Source organism: Streptomyces coacervatus, from assembly GCF_029223485.1.
Taxonomy (GTDB): Bacteria; Actinomycetota; Actinomycetes; order Streptomycetales; family Streptomycetaceae; genus Streptomyces; species Streptomyces coacervatus.
This window is the reverse complement of sequence record NZ_JARHTP010000017.1, coordinates 33069-52984: the sequence shown is the minus strand read 5'-3', so window position 1 is coordinate 52984 and position 19916 is coordinate 33069. Positions and strand designations below refer to the sequence as shown.

The window sequence follows — 19916 nt, the reverse complement described above, 5'->3', positions numbered from 1 at the left end:
CCTTGGGGAGTATGCGCGCCGGGCGCGGATCGATCCTCCGGTTGACCCCTGCACGCATCTCGCTTCCCTACGCTGGGTTACGTGCAGCGCCTCTATGACTTTCTCCGCAGGCACCCGACAGGGGTCGACACCTTCTGGGCCGTCTTCCTGTTCGGGATCTCGGTCGTGGGCGAGGGCACCGGCCAGGGGATCCGGGGCACCGACTCGCCCGCGGTGATCGTTCCGATCGTTCTTCTGCTCTGCCTGGTGATCGCGCTGCGCCGCCGTATGCCGGAGAAGATGCTGCTGCTGGCGATCGGGCTCGGCCTGGCGCAGGTGGTGCTGAACGTCGAGACGATCCCGGCGGACTTCGCGATGCTGGTGATCGTCTACACGGTGGCCGCGACGGGCGCCCGCTGGGCGTCCTGGCTCGCGCTGGGCGTGGGCCTGAGCGCGGCCCCGGTCGCGCAGGTGCGCTGGTGGTCGGAGAACGTGGGCGCACTGGGGAACGTCGCGAAAGCGATCTTCCTGACAGTTCCGTTCGCGCTCGCCTGGGTGCTCGGCGACTCCATCCGCACCCGCCGCGCCTACTTCGCGCAGCTGGAGGAGCGTGCCGCCCGGCTGGAGAAGGAGCGGGAGGCGCAGGCCAAGGTCGCGGTCGCGGCCGAACGCGCCCGGATCGCCCGTGAGTTGCACGACGTCGTCGCGCACAACGTGTCGGTGATGGTGGTGCAGGCCGACGGCGCCGCCTACGTCCTGGACGCCGCCCCCGACCAGGCCAAGAAGGCCCTGGAGACCATCTCCTCCACCGGCCGCCAGGCCCTCGCCGAGATGCGCCGCCTGCTCGGTGTGCTGCGCACCGGCGAGCACAAGGAGGTCGGCGAGTACGTCCCGCAGCCCGACGTCGACCAGATCGACGAGCTGATCGAGCAGTGCCGTACCTCCGGCCTGCCCGTCGACTTCAAGGTCGAGGGCACCCCGCGCCCGCTGCCCAGCGGCGTCGAGCTCACCGCGTACCGCATCGTGCAGGAGGCGCTGACGAACACGCGCAAGCACGGCGGGCCCAACGCGGGCGCCAGCGTGCGCCTGGTCTACTTCGACGACGGCCTCGGCCTGCTCGTCGAGGACGACGGCAAGGGCGCCCCGCACGAGCTGTACGAGGAGGGCGGCGCGGACGGCCAGGGCCACGGCCTGATCGGTATGCGCGAACGGATCGGTATGGTCGGCGGCACCCTGGACGCGGGCCCGCGCCCCGGCGGCGGGTTCCGGATCAGCGCGCTGCTTCCGCTGAAACCCGCACACTGACGCTTACGCACGCCCCTCGTTGACACCTGTAAAGAACGCTGTAACGACCGCCGAGAACGGAAGAGGCCCCGATGACGATCCGCGTGATGCTCGTCGACGACCAGGTGCTGCTGCGCACCGGGTTCCGGATGGTGCTCGCCGCCCAGCCGGACATGGATGTCGTCGCGGAGGCGGGGGACGGCGTCGAGGCCCTTCAGGTGCTGCGCTCGACCGCCGTCGACGTGGTGCTCATGGACGTCCGTATGCCGAAGCTCGACGGCGTGGAGACCACCCGCCGAATCTGCTCGGAGCCCGACCCGCCGAAGGTGCTGATCCTGACCACCTTCGACCTCGACGAGTACGCCTTCTCGGGGCTGAAGGCGGGCGCCTCCGGCTTCATGCTCAAGGACGTGCCGCCTGGCGAACTCCTCGCCGCCATCCGCGCCGTGCACAGCGGCGACGCGGTGGTGGCCCCGTCGACCACGCGCCGTCTGCTCGACCGGTTCGCGCCGATGCTGCCGAGCGTCGGGCAGGAGCCCCGGCACAAGGAGCTGGAGCGGCTCACCGAGCGCGAGCGCGAGGTCATGATCCTGGTTGCGCAGGGTCTGTCCAACGGCGAGATCGCGGCCCGGCTGGTGCTGTCCGAGGCGACCGTGAAGACCCATGTGGGCCGCATCCTGACCAAGCTGGGGCTGCGGGACCGGGTGCAGGTGGTGGTCCTGGCGTACGAGACCGGGCTGGTGCGCGCGGGCGGGCACGGCTGAGTCACCGGGGGCGTGACTCCCGCGTAACCGGTGACCACTAGGGTCTGCGCATGCTCCTGTGGATCAACGGCCCTTTCGGGGGCGGCAAGACACAGACCGCACACGAGATCCAGCGGCGGCTGCCGGGCAGCGTCATCTGCGACCCCGAGCACGCCGGCTTCGGTCTGCGCCGGATGCTCCCGCCCGAACTGCGCGGCAACTTCCAGGACTTGACGTCCTGGCGGCAGGGGGTGGTCGAGGTGCTCGACCTGGCCCTCACCAAGCGGGAAGGGGTCGTGCTCGCGCCCATGACGGTCACCGACCCGGTCTGCTTCGAGGAGACCGTCGGCCGGCTGCGCGAACTCGGCCATGACGTACGCCACTTCACCCTCCTTGCCCAGCGCGAGACAGTCCTGCGGCGGTTGCGGGAACGCGGCTTCGGACACCTCCTTCAGTACGTCGTCGGGAAGAACTCGGGTCTGGGCAGGGAGACCTGGGCCGTGCAGCAGCTCGACCACTGCCTGGAGCGGCTGCAGGAGCCGGAGTTCGCCGAGCATCTGTGGACGGACCACTCGACCGTGCCGAAGACGGCGGACCGCATCGCCGTGCTGGCCGGACTGAGGCTCCGGCCGAACAACGAGGGTGCGCTGCGGACGCGGATGCGGCAGATGCGGGTGGGGATCCGGCACATCCGGTTCGACTGAGCCGGGCGGCCGGGCGGGCCGCTGCTCAGCGCAGGATGCCCTCCAGGAAATCGCTGCCCAGCCGGGCCACGACCGCTATGTCCAGCTGGTGCTGGACGTACCGGCCGCGGCGGCGTGTGGTGATCAGGCCCGCCTTCTTCAGGACGCCGATGTGCCGGGATATCTCCGGGGCCGTCATACCGAGTGTCTGCGTCAGCTCGCTCGTGGTGTGGGCGCTGCGGGCCAGATAGCGGCAGATCCGCATCCGGACGGGGTGGGACAGGGCGGTCATCCGCAGGGCGAGCTGCTCGACGGAGGGCGGGGCCGCGAGCTCCGGGGCGCCGACCGGGTAGTGCACCACCGGCTGCCAGCCGGGCCGGTACAGGACGGCCAGGTGGGGCCAGCCGAGACTGGTCGGCACCAGGAGGAGGGGGCCGTCCCCCGTGGTCGTACGGCCCACGCTCAGCTTGTCGACGGTGATCTCGGCGGCTGCCTCGTCGACTGTGATCGCCGGGGAGGCGGCGGCCAGCGTCTCGGCCAGGCCCTTGCGGCGCAGAAGGTCGGTCTTGTGGCGGGCGTCCGCAGTGAGCTGGTGGCGCAGCCGTGACCAGGCCTCCGCGAAGAACGCGTCGTCGCAGTCCTTGAGGAACTGCCGCAGCCAGGCCCGGATTCTGGGCGGGTCGGTCAGCAGCAGCTCGGTGAACCGCTCCTGCCGCGGTCCCCGTGCGGCGGCCAGTTCCAGTGCGCGCCGGCGCAGCCCGGCGTCGACGAGCGGGCCGGGCCCGTCGCCGTAGGGCATCGCGCAGCTGAACTCCAGTGCCGCGTCGACGAACTGCTCGTCCGTCAGCTTGTCCAGCAGGTCGAGCTCCTCGGCGAGCGTGGCCCCGGGGAGGGCGGCGCCGCCCGGGATGCCCGCGTACGGCAGGAACAGGTCCGAGAACGTCGTCCGCCACAGGAAGTCGGCCTCGCACATCCGGTCGGCCAAGTGCGGGTCGAGCCGGGCGGTCACGCCCGTCACCCAGCCCTGCAGGCCGGGGTGGTGCCCCGGCTCGGACAGCGCGTGCAGCGCCATGCCGAGCTCGGCCAGGGGAGAGGGGACGACGGCGACCCTCTCCCGCCGCAGCCCCGCGATGTCGATGCGCACGCTCATGACCTCATGGTGCACTCCGCCACTGACAACGCCGACCTCGATTGACGGCGGTCGTCAATCGAAGCGACTTCACGGGCCGCAGCGGCGCAGCCTGGGAGCACCGGGGCAGCCGCGGAGCCTACGGATCCCTGATCACGTCGTATCCACATCCCGAGAAGGCGAACAGCCATGAGCATCACGCAGGAATACCTACTCGACCTCTACCGCGCCCAGAAGCTCGGCGAGCCCGGTCCGCCCGCGCCCGGTGCGGGCGACTGGCAGGTCGTGCGCGAGCTGCGCGACCACCGGCAGTTCCGCGCCCTCGTCGCCGGGCGTCCGGCCCACGGGCGAATACGGCAGGCCCTGGGCCGGTGGCTGCATCTGCGGCCGCGCCCTACTTGCTGACCGCCTCCGCCTCGCCGGCCCCTTCGGCGAGGCGGGACACGAAGTCTGCGACCGCCGCCTTCACATCGTCGGCCGTCCACTCCAGGCCCGCAGCCCGGACGTACACCTCGGTGACGGCCAGGCCCGGGCCCCTCGGACCCCAGGCGTCCCCGAACAGCAGGGTGCCCGTCTCCTCGGCCTGCCGGACGGCGGCCTCCGCGACGACGTCGGGGTCGTACGGCAGCCAGACCTGGAACTCGTTGGTGTGCGGCACCTCGGGGTGGACGCGCATCCAGGGCACCCCGGCCGCCGCGAACCCCTCGCGCAGCGCGGCGGCCACCACGCGCGCGTGCGCCACGTACTCGGGCAGCCGGGGCAGTTCCCGCTCCAGCCCGGCGAGCGCCGACAGCACCGTCGGGAACTGCTGGAAGATCTGGCCGCCGTACCGGTGCCGCCATGCCTTCGCCTCGTCGATCAGTGTCCTGGGGCCGGCGAGCGCGGCGCCGCCGAAGCCGTCCAGGGACTTGTAGAACGACACGTACACGCTGTCCGCCAGGCCCGCGATCTCGTCCAGGGGGCGGCCGAAGTGGACGGTGGACTCCCACAGGCGTGCGCCGTCGAAGTGCACCACGGCGTCCCGTTCGCGCGCGGCCTCCACGATCTCGGTGAGTTCCTCCCACGAGGGCAGCACGAAACCGGCGTCCCTGAGGGGCAGTTCGAGCATCAGCGCCCCGAAGGGCTCCTCGAAGCCGCGTACCTCGTCGGCGGTCGGCAGGCGGGGCTCGCTCGTCACCCGTACCGGGCGCAGGCCGCTGACCTGGCTGAACGCGTTCCGCTCGTGCATCTCCGGGTGGGCCAGTGCATGCAGGGCGACCGTCGGGTCGCCGGTGCGGCCCGCCCAGCAGCGCAGCGCCACCTGCTGGGCCATCGTGCCCGTGGGGAAGAACGCGGCGGCCTCCTTGCCGAGCAGCCCCGCGACCTTCTCCTCCAGGGCCTCGACGACGCCGTTGCCATAGATGTCCGACGGCTCGTCCAGGTCGTACAGGTCCTGTGCGCCGTCCAGCAGCGCCAGGCGCTCCCGGAGCGTGCCCAGGAAACCAGGGCGCGCGAGAACGCGCTCCGCGCTCCGGTACGCGCCGATGCGCCGCTTACGGCGCCGCTTGCGCCGTTCTTCGTCTGATATCTGGTCTTCGTCCGATGTCCGGTCGGACTGCCGCTCGACCTGCTGCGCCGCATCGCTCATGCTCCGGATCATGCCTGGCGCGGGTCCGCGCGAGCACCCGGATTTCCACAGGCTTTCCCGTACGCCGACGCCGTGGCGTAACCCACAGCCTGTGGACAACCGGACGCCCCTCGAACCGATCGCGTTAACATGACGAGAAATCGTCCGGTACCCGGAGCGGACTGGAACGGGAAGGCCGCCGTCGCGTGAGTACAAGCCAACAGCCAGACCCCAGGGACCGCCCCGCACGGCTCACCGTCGGCGTCGTCGGCGCCGGTCGTGTGGGCCCCGCGCTGGCCGCGTCCCTCCAGCTCGCCGGGCACCGTCCGGTGGCCGTCTCCGGAGTCTCCGACGCCTCCAGGAGGCGCGCCGCGCAGCTGCTCCCCGATGTGCCGCTGATGCCGCCGGCCGAGGTTCTGGAGCGCGTCGACCTGGTGCTGCTGACCGTCCCGGACGACACCCTGCCCGGCCTGGTGGAGGGGCTCGCTGAGACCGGGGCCGTACGGCCGGGGCAGCTGCTCGTGCACACCTCCGGGCGCTACGGCGCCAAGGTCCTGGATCCCGCCCTGCGCGCGGGCGCGCTGCCGCTGGCCCTGCACCCGGCGATGACCTTCACGGGCACGCCCGTGGACGTCCAGCGGCTCGCCGGGTGCTCCTTCGGGGTCACGGCGCCCGAGGAGCTGCGGCTGGCCGCCGAGGCCCTCGTCATCGAGATGGGCGGCGAACCGGAGTGGATCGCCGAGGAGATGCGCCCGCTGTACCACGCGGCGCTCGCCCTGGGCGCCAACCACCTGGTCACGCTGGTCGCCCAGTCCATGGAGCTGCTGCGCGAGGCCGGTGTCGCGGCCCCCGACCGGATGCTCGGCCCGCTGCTCGGCGCCGCCCTGGACAACGCCCTGCGCTCCGGCGACGCGGCCCTGACCGGCCCCGTCGCGCGCGGGGACGCCGGCACGGTCGCCGCGCACGTCGCGGAGCTGCGCAAGCACGCCCCGCAGACCGTCGCCGGCTATCTGGCGATGGCGCGGGCCACCGCCGACCGCGCGCTAGCCCACGGGCTGCTGAAGCCGGAACTCGCCGAGGACCTTCTCGGGGTACTCGCCACCGGGACCGACGGCGCCGAGGGAGACGCCCGATGACCACCGCCCTGCTGCGTACCGCCGGCGAACTGCACGCACGCACGCGTACGGGCCGCCGCGCCGTGGTGATGACCATGGGCGCCCTGCACGAGGGCCACGCCACGCTGATCCGCACCGCGCGCGAGATCGCCGGACCGGACGGCGAGGTCGTCGTCACCGTCTTCGTGAACCCCCTGCAGTTCGGTGCCGGCGAGGACCTCGACCGCTATCCGCGCACCCTGGACGCCGATGTCAAGATCGCCGAACGGTCCGGTGCGGACGCCGTGTTCGCCCCTGCCGTGGACGAGGTCTACCCGGGCGGCGAGCCCCAGGTCCGCATCACCGCGGGCCCCATGGGTGTGCGGCTGGAGGGTGCCTCGCGCCCCGGCCACTTCGACGGCATGCTCACCGTCGTCGCCAAACTGCTGCACCTCACCCGCCCCGACCTCGCCCTGTACGGCCAGAAGGACGCCCAGCAGCTCGCCCTGATCCGCCGCATGGTGCGGGACCTGAACTTCGGTGTCGAGATCGTCGGTGTGCCCACCGTGCGCGAGGAGGACGGCCTCGCGCTCTCCAGCCGCAACCGCTACCTCTCGCCCGAGCAGCGGCGCACGGCGCTCACCCTCTCCCGCGCGCTGTTCGCGGGCAGCGACCGGCACGCGGCCCAGGAGGCGCTGCGCGCTCGGGCCCGCGAAGTGCCCGCCACGCATGCGCGTGCCGAGGCGCTCAGCGCCATAGGGGAGTCCCGCGCGGCCGCCGACGCGCACGCCGTCGCCAAGGCGCTTCCCGGCGCCCCGACGGCCGTCCGCGCCGCCGCCCGGCTGATCCTCGACGACGCCGCGCGGCTGTCCCCGCCGCTCGAACTGGACTACCTGGCCCTCGTCGACCCGTCCGACTTCACCGAGATCGAGGACGACTTCACCGGCGAGGCCGTCCTGGCCGTCGCCGCCCGGGTCGGGACGACCCGGCTGATCGACAACATCCCACTCGTATTCGGAAACCTCGGAGCCGCCTCGTGACCAGCACAGGCATACGACTGCACGCGCCCGCCCCCGGGTGGTCCATCGCCGCGGACCTGGTGGTCGTCGGCTCCGGTGTCGCCGGCCTCACCGCGGCCCTGCGCTGCGAGGCAGCCGGCCTGAGGACGGTCGTCGTCACCAAGGCCCGCTTGGACGACGGCTCCACCCGCTGGGCGCAGGGCGGCATCGCCGCGGCCCTCGGCGAGGGCGACACCCCCGAGCAGCACCTGGACGACACCCTGGTGGCCGGCGCGGGCCTCTGCGACGAGCAGGCCGTACGGATCCTCGTCACCGAGGGCCCCGACGCCGTACGCCGCCTCATCGCGACCGGCGCCCACTTCGACGAGTCCTCCGAAGGGGGCCTGGAGCTCACCCGCGAGGGCGGCCACCACCGCCGCCGCATCGCGCACGCCGGGGGCGACGCGACCGGCGCGGAGATCTCCCGGGCGCTCGTCGAGGCGGCACGCGCGCGTGGTGTGCGCATGATCGAGAACGCGCTCGTGCTGGACCTGCTGACCGACCCCGACGGCCGTACGGCGGGCGTGACCCTGCACGTCATGGGCGAGGGCCAGCACGACGGCGTGGGCGCCGTGCACGCCCCCGCGGTCGTCCTCGCGACCGGCGGCATGGGCCAGGTGTTCTCGGCGACCACCAACCCGTCGGTGTCCACGGGCGACGGCGTGGCGCTCGCCCTGCGTGCGGGCGCGGAGGTCTCCGACCTGGAGTTCGTGCAGTTCCACCCGACCGTGCTGTTCCTGGGCGCCGACGCGGAGGGTCAGCAGCCCCTGGTCTCCGAGGCCGTACGGGGCGAGGGTGCGCACCTGGTCGACGCCGACGGCGTGCGCTTCATGCTGGGGCAGCACGAACTGGCCGAGCTGGCGCCCCGGGACATCGTCGCCAAGGGCATCATGCGCCGTATGCAGGAGCAGGACGCCGAGCACATGTTCCTTGACGCCCGGCACTTCGGCGCCGACATGTGGGAGCACCGCTTCCCGACGATCCTCGCCGCCTGCCGCGCCCACGGCATCGACCCGGTCACCGACCCCATCCCGATCGCCCCGGCGGCCCACTACGCCTCCGGAGGCGTCCGCACGGACTCCCAGGGCCGTACGACCGTCCCCGGCCTGTACGCGTGCGGCGAGGTCGCCTGCACCGGCGTGCACGGCGCCAACCGCCTCGCCTCCAACTCCCTCCTCGAAGGCCTCGTCTACGCCGAGCGCATCGCGGAGGACATCGCCGCCGCCCACGCGGAAAACAGCCTCCACGCGCGCGTGCCCGAACCGGTCGAGCACCCCGAGGTGCCCGCGCACCCCCTGCTCGCCCCCGAGGCCCGTTTCGCGATCCAGCGGATCATGACGGACGGCGCGGGCGTCCTGCGCTCCGCCGACTCCCTCGCCAAGGCCGCCGGACAGCTCCAGCAGCTGCACACCGAGGCCCGCGACGCCCTCGACGAGAACGGCAAGACGTCCGAGCCCGGCGTCGACACCTGGGAGTCCACCAACCTCCTGTGCGTGGCCCGCGTCCTGGTCGCCGCCGCCCTGCTGCGCGAGGAGACGCGCGGCTGCCACTGGCGCGAGGACCGCGCCGACCGCGACGACACCGCGTGGCGGCGCCACATCGTCGTACGGCTGAATCCCGACCGCACGCTGGCCGTGCACACCACGGACACCCCAGACTTCCCCCCGACCCGGCAGCAGCACCGTCCCCAGGAGCAGTGACAGAAGTGAGCACCCCCGACCTTCCCCTCGCCTCGTCCGGAGGCTGCGGCGACGGCTGTGCCTGCGGCGCGGACGCCGACGCGGAGTATCTGGAGTGCGGGCTCGACCCCGCGCTCGCGCAGCTCCTGGCCGACGCCGGACTCGACCCCGTGGAGGTCGAGGACATCGCCAATGTCGCCATCCAGGAGGACCTCGACCACGGTGTGGACGTGACCACCGTCGCGACCATCCCCGAGGAGGCCGTCGCCACCGCCGACTTCACCGCGCGCGAGGCGGGCGTCGTGGCGGGCCTCAGGGTCGCCGAGGCGGTGATCTCGGTGGTCTGCACGGACGAGTTCGAGGTCGAGCGGCACGTCGAGGACGGCGACCGGGTGGAGGCCGGGCAGAGGCTCCTGTCGGTCACCACGCGCACGCGTGACCTGCTCACCGCCGAACGCAGTGCGCTCAACCTGGTGTGCCGTCTGTCGGGCATCGCGACCGCCACGCGCGCGTGGGCGGACGTTCTGGACGGCACCAGGGCGAGGGTGCGCGACACGCGCAAGACGACGCCCGGGCTGCGCTCCCTGGAGAAGTACGCGGTCCGCTGCGGCGGTGGCGTCAACCACCGCATGTCGCTGTCGGACGCGGCGCTGGTCAAGGACAACCACGTCGTCGCCGCGGGCGGTGTCGCACCGGCCTTCAAGGCCGTACGGGAGGCCTTCCCGGACGTCCCGATCGAGGTCGAGGTCGACACCCTGCACCAGCTGCGCGAGGTCGTCGACGCCGGAGCCGACCTGATCCTCCTGGACAACTTCACGCCCGGCGAGTGCGAGGAGGCGGTGGCTCTGGTGCACGGCCGCGCAGCTCTGGAGGCGTCGGGCCGGCTCACCCTGGAGAACGCGAAGGCGTACGCCGACACCGGCGTCGACTACCTCGCCGTGGGAGCCCTGACCCACTCCTCGCCGATCCTCGACATCGGTCTCGACCTGCGAGCGGCGGAGTAGGTCCGGCCATGCTGCTGACGATCGACGTAGGGAACACGCACACCGTCCTGGGCCTCTTCGACGGGGACGACATCGTCGAGCACTGGCGCATCTCCACGGACGCCCGCCGCACGGCGGACGAGCTGGCGGTTCTGCTGCAGGGCCTGATGGGCATGCACCCGCTGCTCGGCGACGAGCTGGGCGACGGCATCGACGGGATCGCGATCTGCGCGACCGTGCCGTCCGTGCTGCACGAGCTGCGTGAGGTGACGCGCCGGTACTACGGCGACGTGCCCGCGGTGCTGGTGGAGCCGGGCGTCAAGACGGGCGTGCCGATCCTGACCGACAACCCCAAGGAGGTCGGCGCCGACCGCATCATCAACGCGGTGGCCGCCGTCGAGCTGTACGGCGGCCCGGCGATCGTCGTGGACTTCGGTACGGCCACGACGTTCGACGCGGTCTCCGCGCGCGGGGAGTACATCGGCGGCGTCATCGCGCCCGGCATCGAGATCTCCGTCGAGGCGCTCGGCGTCCGGGGCGCACAGCTGCGGAAGATCGAGGTGGCCCGGCCGCGCAGCGTGATCGGCAAGAACACGGTCGAGGCGATGCAGTCCGGGATCATCTACGGGTTCGCCGGGCAGGTCGACGGGGTCGTGAGCCGGATGGCACGGGAACTGGCCGAGGATCCGGACGACGTGACGGTGATCGCCACCGGCGGGCTGGCACCGATGGTGCTCGGGGAGTCGTCGGTGATCGACGAGCACGAGCCGTGGCTGACGCTGGTCGGGCTGCGGCTGGTGTACGAGCGGAACGTGTCGCGCATGTGAGGGTGGCCCCGCGGCGCAACCGGGTGGCTCGGTCGCGCCACACCCACCCCCTATGTCGAAATATGTCGAATTTGTCTGATTAGCGCGTATCGTCGCCGCATGCCCACGCCATACGGATCCCGCGGCGGCATGGCGTTCGGCGTGGAGGAGCTGCGTGTGCTCCGCCGCGCCCTCGCCCTCGCCCTTCAGTCAGGCCCCACCCCTGCCGGGGACGTCCAGGACTGTCTCCGGCTCGCCGAATCCCTCGACGAAGCCATGCGCGAGGGCGCCAGGCTGCGTGCCTTCCTGGTGGCCGACCTCGCGCGCTACCGCGCAGCCCTGCCCGGCACCACCGCCGACTACCTCGTGCTTCTCGAGGAGGCGCTGAGTGCCGGGTACCGCCCGGACCCCGACGACCTCGCCGCCCTGAGGGCCCTGCGCGGCAACCCGGCCGCCTCCGTCCTCCTGGGCCGCTGCCGGATGCTCGCGGAGCAGGACGTACGCGCCCGCCTCGCGCGCGATCCGGCCCGCGCGGCAGCCCCGACCGTCCCCGCCGCCCGCAGCCGCCTCACGGCCGTTCCGGGCGGCCTGAACGGCGCCGCGGCGGACCCCGCGCCGGACGCCGACCGGGACCCCGCCAGGAAACCCGAGAAGGAGCCCGCGGAGAAGCCGGCGGCACCCAAGCCGGCCCCGGCCCCGGCCGCCCCGAAACCGGCTCGCCCCATCCCGACCCCGGGCGAGGTCTTCCCCCGCCGCAAACCGACTCCGCCGTCCGGCTCCAACCCGCCCCGGCATCTCGCCGCGGGCTGATCCGGCCCGCACGGCCCGGAACCTCCCGGCCCCGCCCCGCCCGCCCCGCCACCCCGTGGCTACCCTGGACGCATGGACTACGTCTCCGCGCTCGTGCCCCCGGTCGTCATGGCCGTGTTCTTCATCGGCGTGATCAGGGTGATCGTGAAGACCCAGGGCGGGGCCAACAAGGCCAAGGAGGACGCGGCCGTCGACGCCGCCATCGCGCGCGCGGAGGGAGTCCGGCAGGGCTCCGCGAAGACGGACGGCTGAGCCCTCCTCGACGGCACACCGTCGGCGTACGACTCCTGCGCGTGCTCGCGCCGCCGAGTCGTACGCCCTTTTTGTTCGCGTTTGTTGGTGAAAGTGCCCGTCCGGCACGCCAATGGGGAGTTCTCCCACTATTGTGCTGAGGTGTGCCTCGCCCATTGGGAGAACTCGAAGACGCGGTCATGACGCGGGTGTGGAAGTGGAACCGCCCGGTGACCGTTCGAGAAGTCCTGGAAGACCTTCAGCAGGAACGGTCCATCGCATACACCACGGTGATGACCGTTTTGGACAATCTCCATCAGAAGGGCTGGGTGCGCCGGGAGGCGGAAGGCCGGGCCTATCGATATGAGGCGGTCTCCACCAGGGCCGCCTACGCGGCCGCTCTGATGAACGACGCCTGGTCGCAGAGCGACAACCCCGCGGCCGCTCTCGTCGCCTTCTTCGGGATGATGAGCGACGAACAGCGACAGGCCCTCAGCGACGCCGTACGCATCGTCCAAGGGCCGGAAACATCCGAAGCGGCCTCGGATACCGGCGGCGATACCGCCGGTGAGAACCCCGGGTCGGCACAGGGGGACGCCGGGCGATAGCGTCCGCTCATGTCAGCAGAGAGCCCCGAAGGTCCCGAAGGCCCCGAAGTCAGCGCTAAAGCCATCACTGTCCGGCGGGCCCGTACCAGCGATGTCCCGGCCGTACGCCGTCTCCTTGACACGTACGTCCGCGGCCGCATCCTGCTCGACAAAGCGACGGTCACGCTTTACGAGGACATCCAGGAGTTCTGGGTCGCGGAACGGGACGACAACGCCGAGGTCGTCGGCTGCGGTGCGCTGCATGTGATGTGGGAAGACCTCGCGGAAGTCCGCACTCTCGCCGTGAAGCCGGGCCTCAAGGGTGCCGGTGTCGGGCATCAAGTGCTGGAGAAGTTGCTGCACACCGCGCGCTGGCTGGGTGTTCGTCGCGTTTTCTGTCTGACCTTCGAAGTGGACTTCTTCGCCAAGCACGGCTTCGTCGAGATCGGCGAGACTCCCGTTGACACCGATGTCTACGCGGAGCTACTGCGTTCCTATGACGAAGGCGTAGCAGAGTTCCTAGGTCTCGAACGGGTGAAACCGAACACCTTGGGCAACAGTCGGATGCTTCTGCATCTGTGATCGCCGATCGCCGTGGCGTATTCCGCCACCGGTGCCCAGGTTCCCTATGTCCGAAACGCGTATGTTTCCGGACGGAGTGGGTGACTGGCCCGCACTCCTCCCCGCACTCGGTCTCGCCCTTGCTCTCGCACTCGGTCTCTCCGAAGGGTTTGTGTTTTTCCGGCAAAAGCGGTTTGCTTTCCGACGTACTGCAGTACTGCATATAACAGGGGACGGCGAAACGGCGGACGCCGCAGACCCCCGGCCCTCAAGTTATGGATGAAAGGAAATCCGGTGGCACAGAAGGTTCAGGTCCTTCTTGTCGATGACCTCGACGGCGGCGAGGCGGACGAGACCGTCACGTTCGCGTTGGACGGCAAGACTTACGAGATCGATCTCACGACCGCCAATGCGGACAAGCTCCGTGGCCTTCTCGAGCCTTACGTGAAGGGTGGTCGCCGTACCGGAGGCCGTGCTTCGGGCGGGCGCGGAAAGGCCCGTGCAGCTTCCGGTGGCAGCCAGGACACCGCGCAGATCCGCGCATGGGCGAAGGAGAACGGATACGAGGTCAACGACCGCGGCCGTGTTCCGGCGTCCATCCGCGAGGCCTACGAGAAGGCCAACGCCTGATCGCTGGTCTATGGCAGGGCCAAAGGCTGGGCGCATGCGCGCCGCAGCCGCAATCGGTGGCACTGCGTTGCCACCGTGTCCACAAGTCGTACGAGATCGGGGGCGCCCCCACCGCCCCTCACGGCCGACAACGTCGGCAGCGAGGCCTCGACCGCGCACCCCGGCTCGGGGGGCCGCAGCCATACGGCGGCCCCCTGCACGCCCGAGCGGCCCGCAGACGGCCGTAGACCGGCCGGCTCCGTCCCGGGCGGCAGCGGCGCGTCCATGACGCAGCCTGCGCCGAGCGCCCTCAGATCGGGCGTCAGCGCGCCCCACTCCAGCCAGTCCAGCAGCCCCGGCAGCTCCTCTGCGCTGCCCGCCGCCACCAGCAGCCGCATCCGGTCGCCCTGGACGGCCACCGGAGAGGCCGGCGAGAGATGGCGCAGGCCCGCCCGGCCCGCCTCGGCGGGGACGTCCAGGACGTCGAAGCGGTCGCCCACGCAGAGCCGTACCGGAGATCCGGGCCTTCCCGCGTGCGCGGGCACTGTCGCCCAGCCCAGTTCGTTCTCGTACCAACGGCCGACCTGATCGCTCGGATCGAGCGGCCGGCGGGGGAGCGGGACCGTAGGGAGGCTGCCAACCATGCCAAGGGCAACCGCGCAAAGGGCTTGCGAGTTACGCTGGGTGTTCTGTCGGATGCGCAGAGTGCCGGAAAAGGGGGCGTGCGGGGGTGCGGGGTGGCGCAAGGTTGTTCGCCCATAGCGGAGCGAACCGGTGCGCGCGGCATGGAGTGTCAGTCCCAGCGGGTAAGACATCCCTAGTGGGAGGGGGCGACACGCAGGCAATGTGGTCTCACGTTCGCCATCGGCGTACTGATGGTGAGGGTAACCACCTGGCCTGCGGGAACATCGTCTCGCACCATCGGGTTGGAGCAGATGTCGGCGTTCGGGGTCAGGAGGCCATCGACGGTGTCGGCAGTTGGAATGAGCGGTCCCCGCTTGCGGGACTAAGCTGCGGAAGGACAGGGAGGGGAAGTTCCCCCCACTGCCTGACCGCTCTGAGGAGCGATTAACGATGTTCGAGAGGTTCACCGACCGCGCGCGGCGGGTTGTCGTCCTGGCTCAGGAAGAAGCCCGGATGCTCAACCACAACTACATCGGCACCGAGCACATCCTCCTGGGCCTGATCCACGAGGGTGAGGGTGTCGCCGCCAAGGCCCTTGAGAGCCTCGGGATTTCGCTCGAGGCGGTCCGCCAGCAGGTGGAGGAGATCATCGGCCAGGGCCAGCAGGCCCCGTCCGGGCACATCCCCTTCACCCCCCGTGCCAAGAAGGTCCTGGAGCTGTCGCTCCGCGAGGCCCTTCAGCTGGGCCACAACTACATCGGCACGGAGCACATCCTGCTCGGCCTGATCCGTGAGGGCGAGGGCGTCGCCGCCCAGGTCCTGGTCAAGCTGGGTGCTGATCTCAACCGGGTGCGGCAGCAGGTCATCCAGCTGCTCTCCGGCTACCAGGGCAAGGAGACCGCCGGCGCCAGTGGCGGGCCTGCCGAGGGCACCCCCTCGACGTCCCTGGTCCTCGACCAGTTCGGCCGGAACCTCACCCAGGCCGCTCGTGAGTCCAAGCTCGACCCGGTCATCGGGCGCGAGAAGGAGATCGAGCGGGTCATGCAGGTGCTGTCCCGCCGTACCAAGAACAACCCGGTCCTGATCGGTGAGCCCGGCGTCGGCAAGACCGCCGTCGTCGAGGGCCTCGCTCAGGCCATCGTCAAGGGCGAGGTGCCCGAGACCCTCAAGGACAAGCACCTCTACACCCTGGACCTCGGCGCGCTGGTCGCCGGCTCCCGCTACCGCGGTGACTTCGAGGAGCGCCTGAAGAAGGTGCTCAAGGAGATCCGCACCCGCGGCGACATCATCCTGTTCATCGACGAGCTGCACACGCTGGTCGGTGCGGGTGCCGCCGAGGGTGCCATCGACGCCGCTTCGATCCTGAAGCCGATGCTGGCCCGCGGTGAGCTGCAGACCATCGGTGCCACCACGCTGGACGAGTACCGCAAGCACCTGGAGAAGGACGCGGCCCTCGAGCGCCGCTTCCAGCCCATCCAGGTCGCCGAGCCGTCCCTGCCGCACACGATCGAGATCCTCAAGGGTCTGCGCGACCGGTACGAGGCCCACCACCGTGTCTCCATCACGGACGAGGCCCTCGTCCAGGCCGCCACCCTGGCCGACCGGTACATCTCGGACCGCTTCCTGCCGGACAAGGCGATCGACCTGATCGACGAGGCCGGTTCTCGGATGCGCATCCGCCGGATGACCGCTCCGCCGGACCTGCGCGAGTTCGACGAGAAGATCGCCGGCGTCCGCCGCGACAAGGAGTCCGCGATCGACTCGCAGGACTTCGAGAAGGCCGCTTCCCTGCGTGACAAGGAGAAGCAGCTCCTGGCCGCCAAGGCCAAGCGGGAGAAGGAGTGGAAGGCCGGCGACATGGACGTCGTCGCCGAGGTCGACGGCGAGCTGATCGCCGAGGTCCTCGCGACCGCCACCGGCATCCCGGTCTTCAAGCTGACCGAGGAGGAGTCCTCGCGTCTGCTGCGCATGGAGGACGAGCTCCACAAGCGGGTCATCGGCCAGGTCGACGCCGTCAAGGCGCTGTCGAAGGCGATCCGTCGTACCCGCGCGGGCCTCAAGGACCCGAAGCGCCCCGGTGGTTCGTTCATCTTCGCCGGCCCGTCCGGTGTCGGTAAGACCGAACTCTCCAAGGCCCTCGCCGAGTTCCTCTTCGGTGACGAGGACGCGCTGATCTCCCTCGACATGTCGGAGTTCAGCGAGAAGCACACGGTGTCGCGTCTCTTCGGTTCGCCCCCCGGATACGTGGGCTACGAAGAGGGCGGCCAGCTGACCGAGAAGGTCCGCCGCAAGCCGTTCTCCGTCGTCCTGTTCGACGAGGTGGAGAAGGCCCACCCGGACATCTTCAACTCGCTGCTGCAGATCCTGGAGGACGGTCGTCTGACCGACTCCCAGGGCCGGGTCGTGGACTTCAAGAACACGGTCATCATCATGACGACCAACCTCGGCACCCGGGACATCTCCAAGGGCTTCAACCTGGGCTTCGCGGCCTCGGGTGACAAGAAGTCCAACTACGAGCGCATGAAGAACAAGGTGTCGGACGAGCTCAAGCAGCACTTCCGTCCCGAGTTCCTCAACCGCGTCGACGACGTGGTCGTCTTCCCGCAGCTGACGCAGGAGGACATCCTCAAGATCGTCGACCTGATGATCAGCAAGGTGGACGAGCGCCTCAAGGACCGGGACATGGGCATCGAGCTCTCCCAGTCCGCCAAGGAGCTGCTGTCCAAGAAGGGTTACGACCCGGTGCTGGGTGCGCGTCCGCTGCGCCGCACCATCCAGCGCGAGGTCGAGGACACGCTGTCGGAGAAGATCCTCTTCGGCGAGCTGCGTCCCGGTCACATCGTGGTCGTGGACACCGAGGGCGAGGGCGAGACCCAGACCTTCACCTTCCGCGGTGAGGAGAAGTCGGCACTGCCCGACGTCCCGCCGATCGAGCAGGCGGCCGGCGGTGCCGGGCCGAACCTGAGCAAGGAGGCGTAAGCCTCACGGCGACGCCAGAAGGGGCCGGTGCTTTCGAGCACCGGCCCCTTCGTCATGCCTGCGTACGGTTACGACAACTGCCCGTTGTAGTCCGGCAGTTTGAACGTCTGGTCGGCGTGGCCGCCTGACAGGTCGGTGGCGCTGTTGCCGATGTTCGCGATGATGTCGTAGCCCTTGTTCTCGATGTCGACGCGCTGGGCGGTCTTGTAGGCGGCGACGTCCTTGAACAGGTCGAACAGGCCGCGGACGTAGAGACCGGAGACGTCGTAGCCGTCGTGCTCCAGGTTCCACTCGGTGGGCGCGTAGATGATGCCCGGGCGGGCGGTGACGAAGAAGAGGGAGACGCCGTGCTCCTGGGCGTACTCGGCGACGTTCAGGACCGGCTTGTTGGCCGGCTGCGGGAAGCTGAAGCCGAAGTCCGTCTCCAGCGTGGTGTTGTCGATGTCGAAGACGATCGCCTGCTTCTTGCCCGGCTCGGCCGCGGCGATGCGCTGCTTCAGATACGGCAGGGCCTGGTCCATCACTGTCTGGCAGTCCTTCTGCCAGGTCGCGTAGTCGACTTTCCCGGTGCTCGTTGCCGCGTTCGCGGGGGCAGCCATGGCCACCAGGGCAGAGGCGGAAACTGCGGTCACCGCTGCGCGGCGCGCCCAGGGGCGTCGAGTTGTCATGGGTGGGGGGTCCTCTCACATCCGTATGCCGTTGTCTTGTGCATGTTCAGGGGCGAGGGTGGCGTGAGGGGAACCGTAGGGTTACCGGGTGGTAAGTGGCCAGAGATGTGCGTCACATGACGGTCGGTTCGGGGAGGGGATGGATCTTGCCGGCCGGTGACATGACGCACAGGAGATTCGGCCGGTACTAGGGCGGATAGTGGACGGCCCGGGACGCGCGAAAAGGGCGGACTTTCTGGAACCCCGGGAGTGATTCCGTCGTCGTGGGTTGATTCGTCCGTTATTGGTGGTGTGTCAATAGGCGGGAAGTTTTGGGGTGAAGTACTAGCTTACGTCGTACATCACGGGTTTTGGGCTTTGCGGGTCTCGGGGTTACCAAGGAATGGTCCATCCGGCGGCCGTCTGTGTGCCGGGTGGTTTTTCTTGCCCCCGTCTCCCCGAGGTTCCTATGTCTTCGCGTGTCACGTCCCGTTCTTCCCGTACGTCCCTGCTGCGCACCCGGGCGGCCGTCCTGGCCGTCGGCCTGGGCGCGTCGGTCGTGCTGGGTGCCGGGGTCGCGGCCGCCGTCGATGCCACCTCCGCCTCCGGCACGGCGAGCGCCGTCAAGGCGCAGGCCGCCGCGCAGGCCAAGGCCGCCGCGAACGCGAAGAAGGCCGCCCATACGGCCGCCGCGAAAAAGGCGGCCGCCAAGGCTGCCGCAGCCAAGAAGGCCGCCTCCTGGATGCATCCGGTGAAGACGTACAAGCTGTCCGCGAGCTTCAACCAGGCCGGCGGCATGTGGCAGTCCACGCACAGCGGGCAGGACTTCGCCGTGGCCAGCGGCACGAACGTCGTCGCGGCGCACGGCGGCACCGTCGTCAAGGCCGGCGGCAACGGCGCCGGTGACGGGCCCGCGTACGGCAACGCCGTCGTGATCAAGCACGGCAACGGGACGTACTCGCAGTACGCCCATCTGTCGCGGATCGACGTCAAGGTCGGTCAGGTCGTCGCCACCGGGCAGCACATAGCCCGGTCCGGGAACACCGGAAACTCCAGCGGCCCGCACCTGCACTTCGAGATCCGTACGACCGCGAACTACGGCTCGGCCGTCGACCCGGTCGCCTTCCTGCGCTCCAAGGGCGTGACCGTCTGAGGGGTGGTCGCGTCTGAGACGTGGTGACCCTCTAGGACGGGTGCGCGGCCCGGTGTGCCTGTGTCACCAGGTCGGTGGCGACCTCGAGGACGGCCTTGCGCTTGGCCTCGGGGTCGGCCTCGATGTCGTTGAGCGCGAACATCCCGGCATGCAGCGTGAACATCGCGCTGACGCAGCGGACCTGGTCGATCAGCTCGGAGTCCGGGTCGATGAGGATGTCGCGCATGCCCATCATGCGGTTGCGGAACGTCTCGCCGATGCGCAGATCCTTCACCGTCCCCTGGTTCTCCTGCATGAAGCGGAAGAGCGGGGCCGCGCCTGCCAGGGTGTCGCTGTAGCGGCGGATGATCTCGTGCTTCATCTCCAGTGACTGCGGCTGCTGCCTGCCCCAGTCGATCAGTTCCACGATCGGCTGTGAGAGGTCCTCGAAGATGCTGACGAGGATCTCTTCCTTCGTCTTGAAGTGGTAGTAGAGCGCGGCCTTGGTGACGTCGAGGCGCTCGGCGATCTCGCGCAATGACGTCTTCTCGTAGCCCTGCTCGGCGAAGAGTTCGAGCGCCACGTCCTGGATGCGCTGGCGGGTGTCTCCGCGGCGCTGCTGCTTGGTGCCGTCCATGGTGCCGCCCATCCTTGCACTCCCCAGAAAACTTACTTGACGCCCGGCTAGTTGC

Annotated in this window: 21 protein-coding genes; 16 read left to right on the top strand and 5 right to left on the bottom strand. The window is 70.2% G+C overall.

Annotated features, from left to right (window positions below; all coding sequences use genetic code 11):
- Positions 1–81 precede the first annotated feature (81 nt).
- The 3 genes from P2Q00_RS34910 to P2Q00_RS34900 all read left to right on the top strand — a co-directional run bounded on the left by P2Q00_RS34910 (position 82) and on the right by P2Q00_RS34900 (position 2710).
- Positions 82–1284, top strand: coding sequence for a sensor histidine kinase (locus P2Q00_RS34910; RefSeq protein ID WP_275777765.1), 1203 nt, complete (start codon positions 82–84; stop codon positions 1282–1284).
- A 71-nt stretch (positions 1285–1355) separates the two neighbouring features.
- Positions 1356–2027: a response regulator gene (locus P2Q00_RS34905; RefSeq protein WP_275777763.1), complete on the top strand. Its 672-nt coding sequence runs from the start codon at positions 1356–1358 to the stop codon at positions 2025–2027.
- Positions 2028–2077: 50 nt separating this feature from the next.
- The gene (locus tag P2Q00_RS34900) at positions 2078–2710 is read left to right on the top strand and encodes an AAA family ATPase (RefSeq protein ID WP_275777762.1); all 633 of its coding nucleotides are present in this window, start codon (positions 2078–2080) and stop codon (positions 2708–2710) included.
- A gap of 25 nt (positions 2711–2735) precedes the next feature.
- Here P2Q00_RS34900 and P2Q00_RS34895 read toward each other — a convergent pair whose 3' ends face one another.
- Positions 2736–3839 (bottom strand): DUF5937 family protein, encoded by a 1104-nt coding sequence (locus tag P2Q00_RS34895; protein ID WP_275777760.1) that lies wholly within the window; start codon positions 3837–3839, stop codon positions 2736–2738.
- A gap of 168 nt (positions 3840–4007) precedes the next feature.
- Between P2Q00_RS34895 and P2Q00_RS34890 the strand changes: the two genes are divergently transcribed.
- Entirely contained in the window at positions 4008–4223 is a 216-nt protein-coding gene (locus P2Q00_RS34890; protein ID WP_275777758.1) for a hypothetical protein, read from the top strand.
- Here the strand turns inward: P2Q00_RS34890 and P2Q00_RS34885 are convergent.
- Positions 4213–5445 carry a threonine aldolase family protein gene (locus P2Q00_RS34885; protein WP_275777756.1) on the bottom strand — a complete coding sequence of 411 codons (1233 nt, stop codon included), beginning with the start codon at positions 5443–5445 and terminating at the stop codon, positions 4213–4215. The two genes, P2Q00_RS34890 and P2Q00_RS34885, sit on opposite strands and share 11 nt — an antisense overlap.
- Positions 5446–5630: 185 nt before the next feature.
- Here P2Q00_RS34885 and P2Q00_RS34880 point away from each other — a divergent pair, with 185 nt between their 5' ends.
- The 10 genes from P2Q00_RS34880 (at position 5631) to P2Q00_RS34835 (ending at position 13863) form a co-directional block, all read left to right on the top strand.
- Positions 5631–6560 (top strand): Rossmann-like and DUF2520 domain-containing protein, encoded by a 930-nt coding sequence (locus P2Q00_RS34880; RefSeq protein WP_275777754.1) that lies wholly within the window; start codon positions 5631–5633, stop codon positions 6558–6560.
- Entirely contained in the window at positions 6557–7558 is a 1002-nt protein-coding gene (gene panC / locus P2Q00_RS34875) for a pantoate--beta-alanine ligase (protein ID WP_275777753.1), read from the top strand. Before P2Q00_RS34880 ends, panC begins: the two co-directional genes overlap by 4 nt.
- The gene (locus tag P2Q00_RS34870; protein ID WP_275777751.1) at positions 7555–9276 is read left to right on the top strand and encodes an L-aspartate oxidase; all 1722 of its coding nucleotides are present in this window, start codon (positions 7555–7557) and stop codon (positions 9274–9276) included. Before panC ends, P2Q00_RS34870 begins: the two co-directional genes overlap by 4 nt.
- Positions 9277–9281: 5 nt before the next feature.
- Positions 9282–10259 (top strand): carboxylating nicotinate-nucleotide diphosphorylase, encoded by a 978-nt coding sequence (gene nadC / locus P2Q00_RS34865; RefSeq protein ID WP_275777750.1) that lies wholly within the window; start codon positions 9282–9284, stop codon positions 10257–10259.
- A gap of 8 nt (positions 10260–10267) precedes the next feature.
- Entirely contained in the window at positions 10268–11065 is a 798-nt protein-coding gene (locus tag P2Q00_RS34860) for a type III pantothenate kinase (protein ID WP_275777748.1), read from the top strand.
- Between the two features lie 129 nt (positions 11066–11194).
- Entirely contained in the window at positions 11195–11854 is a 660-nt protein-coding gene (locus P2Q00_RS34855) for a hypothetical protein (protein ID WP_275778124.1), read from the top strand.
- Between the two features lie 72 nt (positions 11855–11926).
- Entirely contained in the window at positions 11927–12106 is a 180-nt protein-coding gene (locus P2Q00_RS34850; protein ID WP_275777746.1) for a hypothetical protein, read from the top strand.
- Between the two features lie 179 nt (positions 12107–12285).
- Positions 12286–12693: a BlaI/MecI/CopY family transcriptional regulator gene (locus tag P2Q00_RS34845; RefSeq protein WP_425579567.1), complete on the top strand. Its 408-nt coding sequence runs from the start codon at positions 12286–12288 to the stop codon at positions 12691–12693.
- A 9-nt stretch (positions 12694–12702) separates the two neighbouring features.
- Entirely contained in the window at positions 12703–13254 is a 552-nt protein-coding gene (locus tag P2Q00_RS34840) for an amino-acid N-acetyltransferase (protein ID WP_123966682.1), read from the top strand.
- A 273-nt stretch (positions 13255–13527) separates the two neighbouring features.
- Positions 13528–13863 (top strand): histone-like nucleoid-structuring protein Lsr2, encoded by a 336-nt coding sequence (locus P2Q00_RS34835; protein WP_007498879.1) that lies wholly within the window; start codon positions 13528–13530, stop codon positions 13861–13863.
- An 8-nt stretch (positions 13864–13871) separates the two neighbouring features.
- On the opposite strand, the gene P2Q00_RS34830 is transcribed toward P2Q00_RS34835, so the two are convergent.
- On the bottom strand, positions 13872–14486 hold the full coding sequence (locus P2Q00_RS34830; protein WP_275777740.1) for an SCO3374 family protein: 615 nt from the start codon (positions 14484–14486) through the stop codon (positions 13872–13874).
- Positions 14487–14916: 430 nt separating this feature from the next.
- Here P2Q00_RS34830 and P2Q00_RS34825 point away from each other — a divergent pair, with 430 nt between their 5' ends.
- Complete coding sequence (locus P2Q00_RS34825) at positions 14917–17445, top strand: ATP-dependent Clp protease ATP-binding subunit (RefSeq protein ID WP_275777738.1); 2529 nt, start codon at positions 14917–14919, stop codon at positions 17443–17445.
- Between the two features lie 68 nt (positions 17446–17513).
- On the opposite strand, the gene P2Q00_RS34820 is transcribed toward P2Q00_RS34825, so the two are convergent.
- Positions 17514–18113 carry an HAD family acid phosphatase gene (locus P2Q00_RS34820; RefSeq protein WP_275777736.1) on the bottom strand — a complete coding sequence of 200 codons (600 nt, stop codon included), beginning with the start codon at positions 18111–18113 and terminating at the stop codon, positions 17514–17516.
- Positions 18114–18561: 448 nt separating this feature from the next.
- On the opposite strand from P2Q00_RS34820, the gene P2Q00_RS34815 reads away from it, so the two are divergent.
- Complete coding sequence (locus P2Q00_RS34815; protein ID WP_275777734.1) at positions 18562–19245, top strand: M23 family metallopeptidase; 684 nt, start codon at positions 18562–18564, stop codon at positions 19243–19245.
- 31 nt (positions 19246–19276) lie between these two features.
- Here the strand turns inward: P2Q00_RS34815 and P2Q00_RS34810 are convergent, their stop codons facing one another.
- Positions 19277–19873, bottom strand: coding sequence for a TetR/AcrR family transcriptional regulator (locus P2Q00_RS34810; protein WP_275777733.1), 597 nt, complete (start codon positions 19871–19873; stop codon positions 19277–19279).
- Between the last annotated feature and the right edge of the window lie 43 nt (positions 19874–19916).

Bases quoted from the DNA above. Each gene is read 5' to 3' on its own strand.
- P2Q00_RS34895 (WP_275777760.1), bottom strand. From the start codon at position 3,839: ATGAGCGTGCGCATCGACATCGCGGGGCTGCGGCGGGAGAGGGTCGCC.
- P2Q00_RS34850 (WP_275777746.1), top strand. From the start codon at position 11,927: ATGGACTACGTCTCCGCGCTCGTGCCCCCGGTCGTCATGGCCGTGTTC.
- P2Q00_RS34900 (WP_275777762.1), top strand. From the start codon at position 2,078: ATGCTCCTGTGGATCAACGGCCCTTTCGGGGGCGGCAAGACACAGACC.
- P2Q00_RS34830 (WP_275777740.1), bottom strand. From the start codon at position 14,486: ATGGTTGGCAGCCTCCCTACGGTCCCGCTCCCCCGCCGGCCGCTCGAT.
- P2Q00_RS34890 (WP_275777758.1), top strand. From the start codon at position 4,008: ATGAGCATCACGCAGGAATACCTACTCGACCTCTACCGCGCCCAGAAG.
- P2Q00_RS34855 (WP_275778124.1), top strand. From the start codon at position 11,195: ATGGCGTTCGGCGTGGAGGAGCTGCGTGTGCTCCGCCGCGCCCTCGCC.
- P2Q00_RS34815 (WP_275777734.1), top strand. From the start codon at position 18,562: ATGTCTTCGCGTGTCACGTCCCGTTCTTCCCGTACGTCCCTGCTGCGC.
- P2Q00_RS34820 (WP_275777736.1), bottom strand. From the start codon at position 18,113: ATGACAACTCGACGCCCCTGGGCGCGCCGCGCAGCGGTGACCGCAGTT.
- P2Q00_RS34885 (WP_275777756.1), bottom strand. From the start codon at position 5,445: ATGAGCGATGCGGCGCAGCAGGTCGAGCGGCAGTCCGACCGGACATCG.
- P2Q00_RS34905 (WP_275777763.1), top strand. From the start codon at position 1,356: ATGACGATCCGCGTGATGCTCGTCGACGACCAGGTGCTGCTGCGCACC.
- P2Q00_RS34840 (WP_123966682.1), top strand. From the start codon at position 12,703: ATGTCAGCAGAGAGCCCCGAAGGTCCCGAAGGCCCCGAAGTCAGCGCT.
- panC (WP_275777753.1), top strand. From the start codon at position 6,557: ATGACCACCGCCCTGCTGCGTACCGCCGGCGAACTGCACGCACGCACG.
- P2Q00_RS34810 (WP_275777733.1), bottom strand. From the start codon at position 19,873: ATGGGCGGCACCATGGACGGCACCAAGCAGCAGCGCCGCGGAGACACC.
- P2Q00_RS34825 (WP_275777738.1), top strand. From the start codon at position 14,917: ATGTTCGAGAGGTTCACCGACCGCGCGCGGCGGGTTGTCGTCCTGGCT.
- P2Q00_RS34860 (WP_275777748.1), top strand. From the start codon at position 10,268: ATGCTGCTGACGATCGACGTAGGGAACACGCACACCGTCCTGGGCCTC.
- P2Q00_RS34845 (WP_425579567.1), top strand. From the start codon at position 12,286: ATGACGCGGGTGTGGAAGTGGAACCGCCCGGTGACCGTTCGAGAAGTC.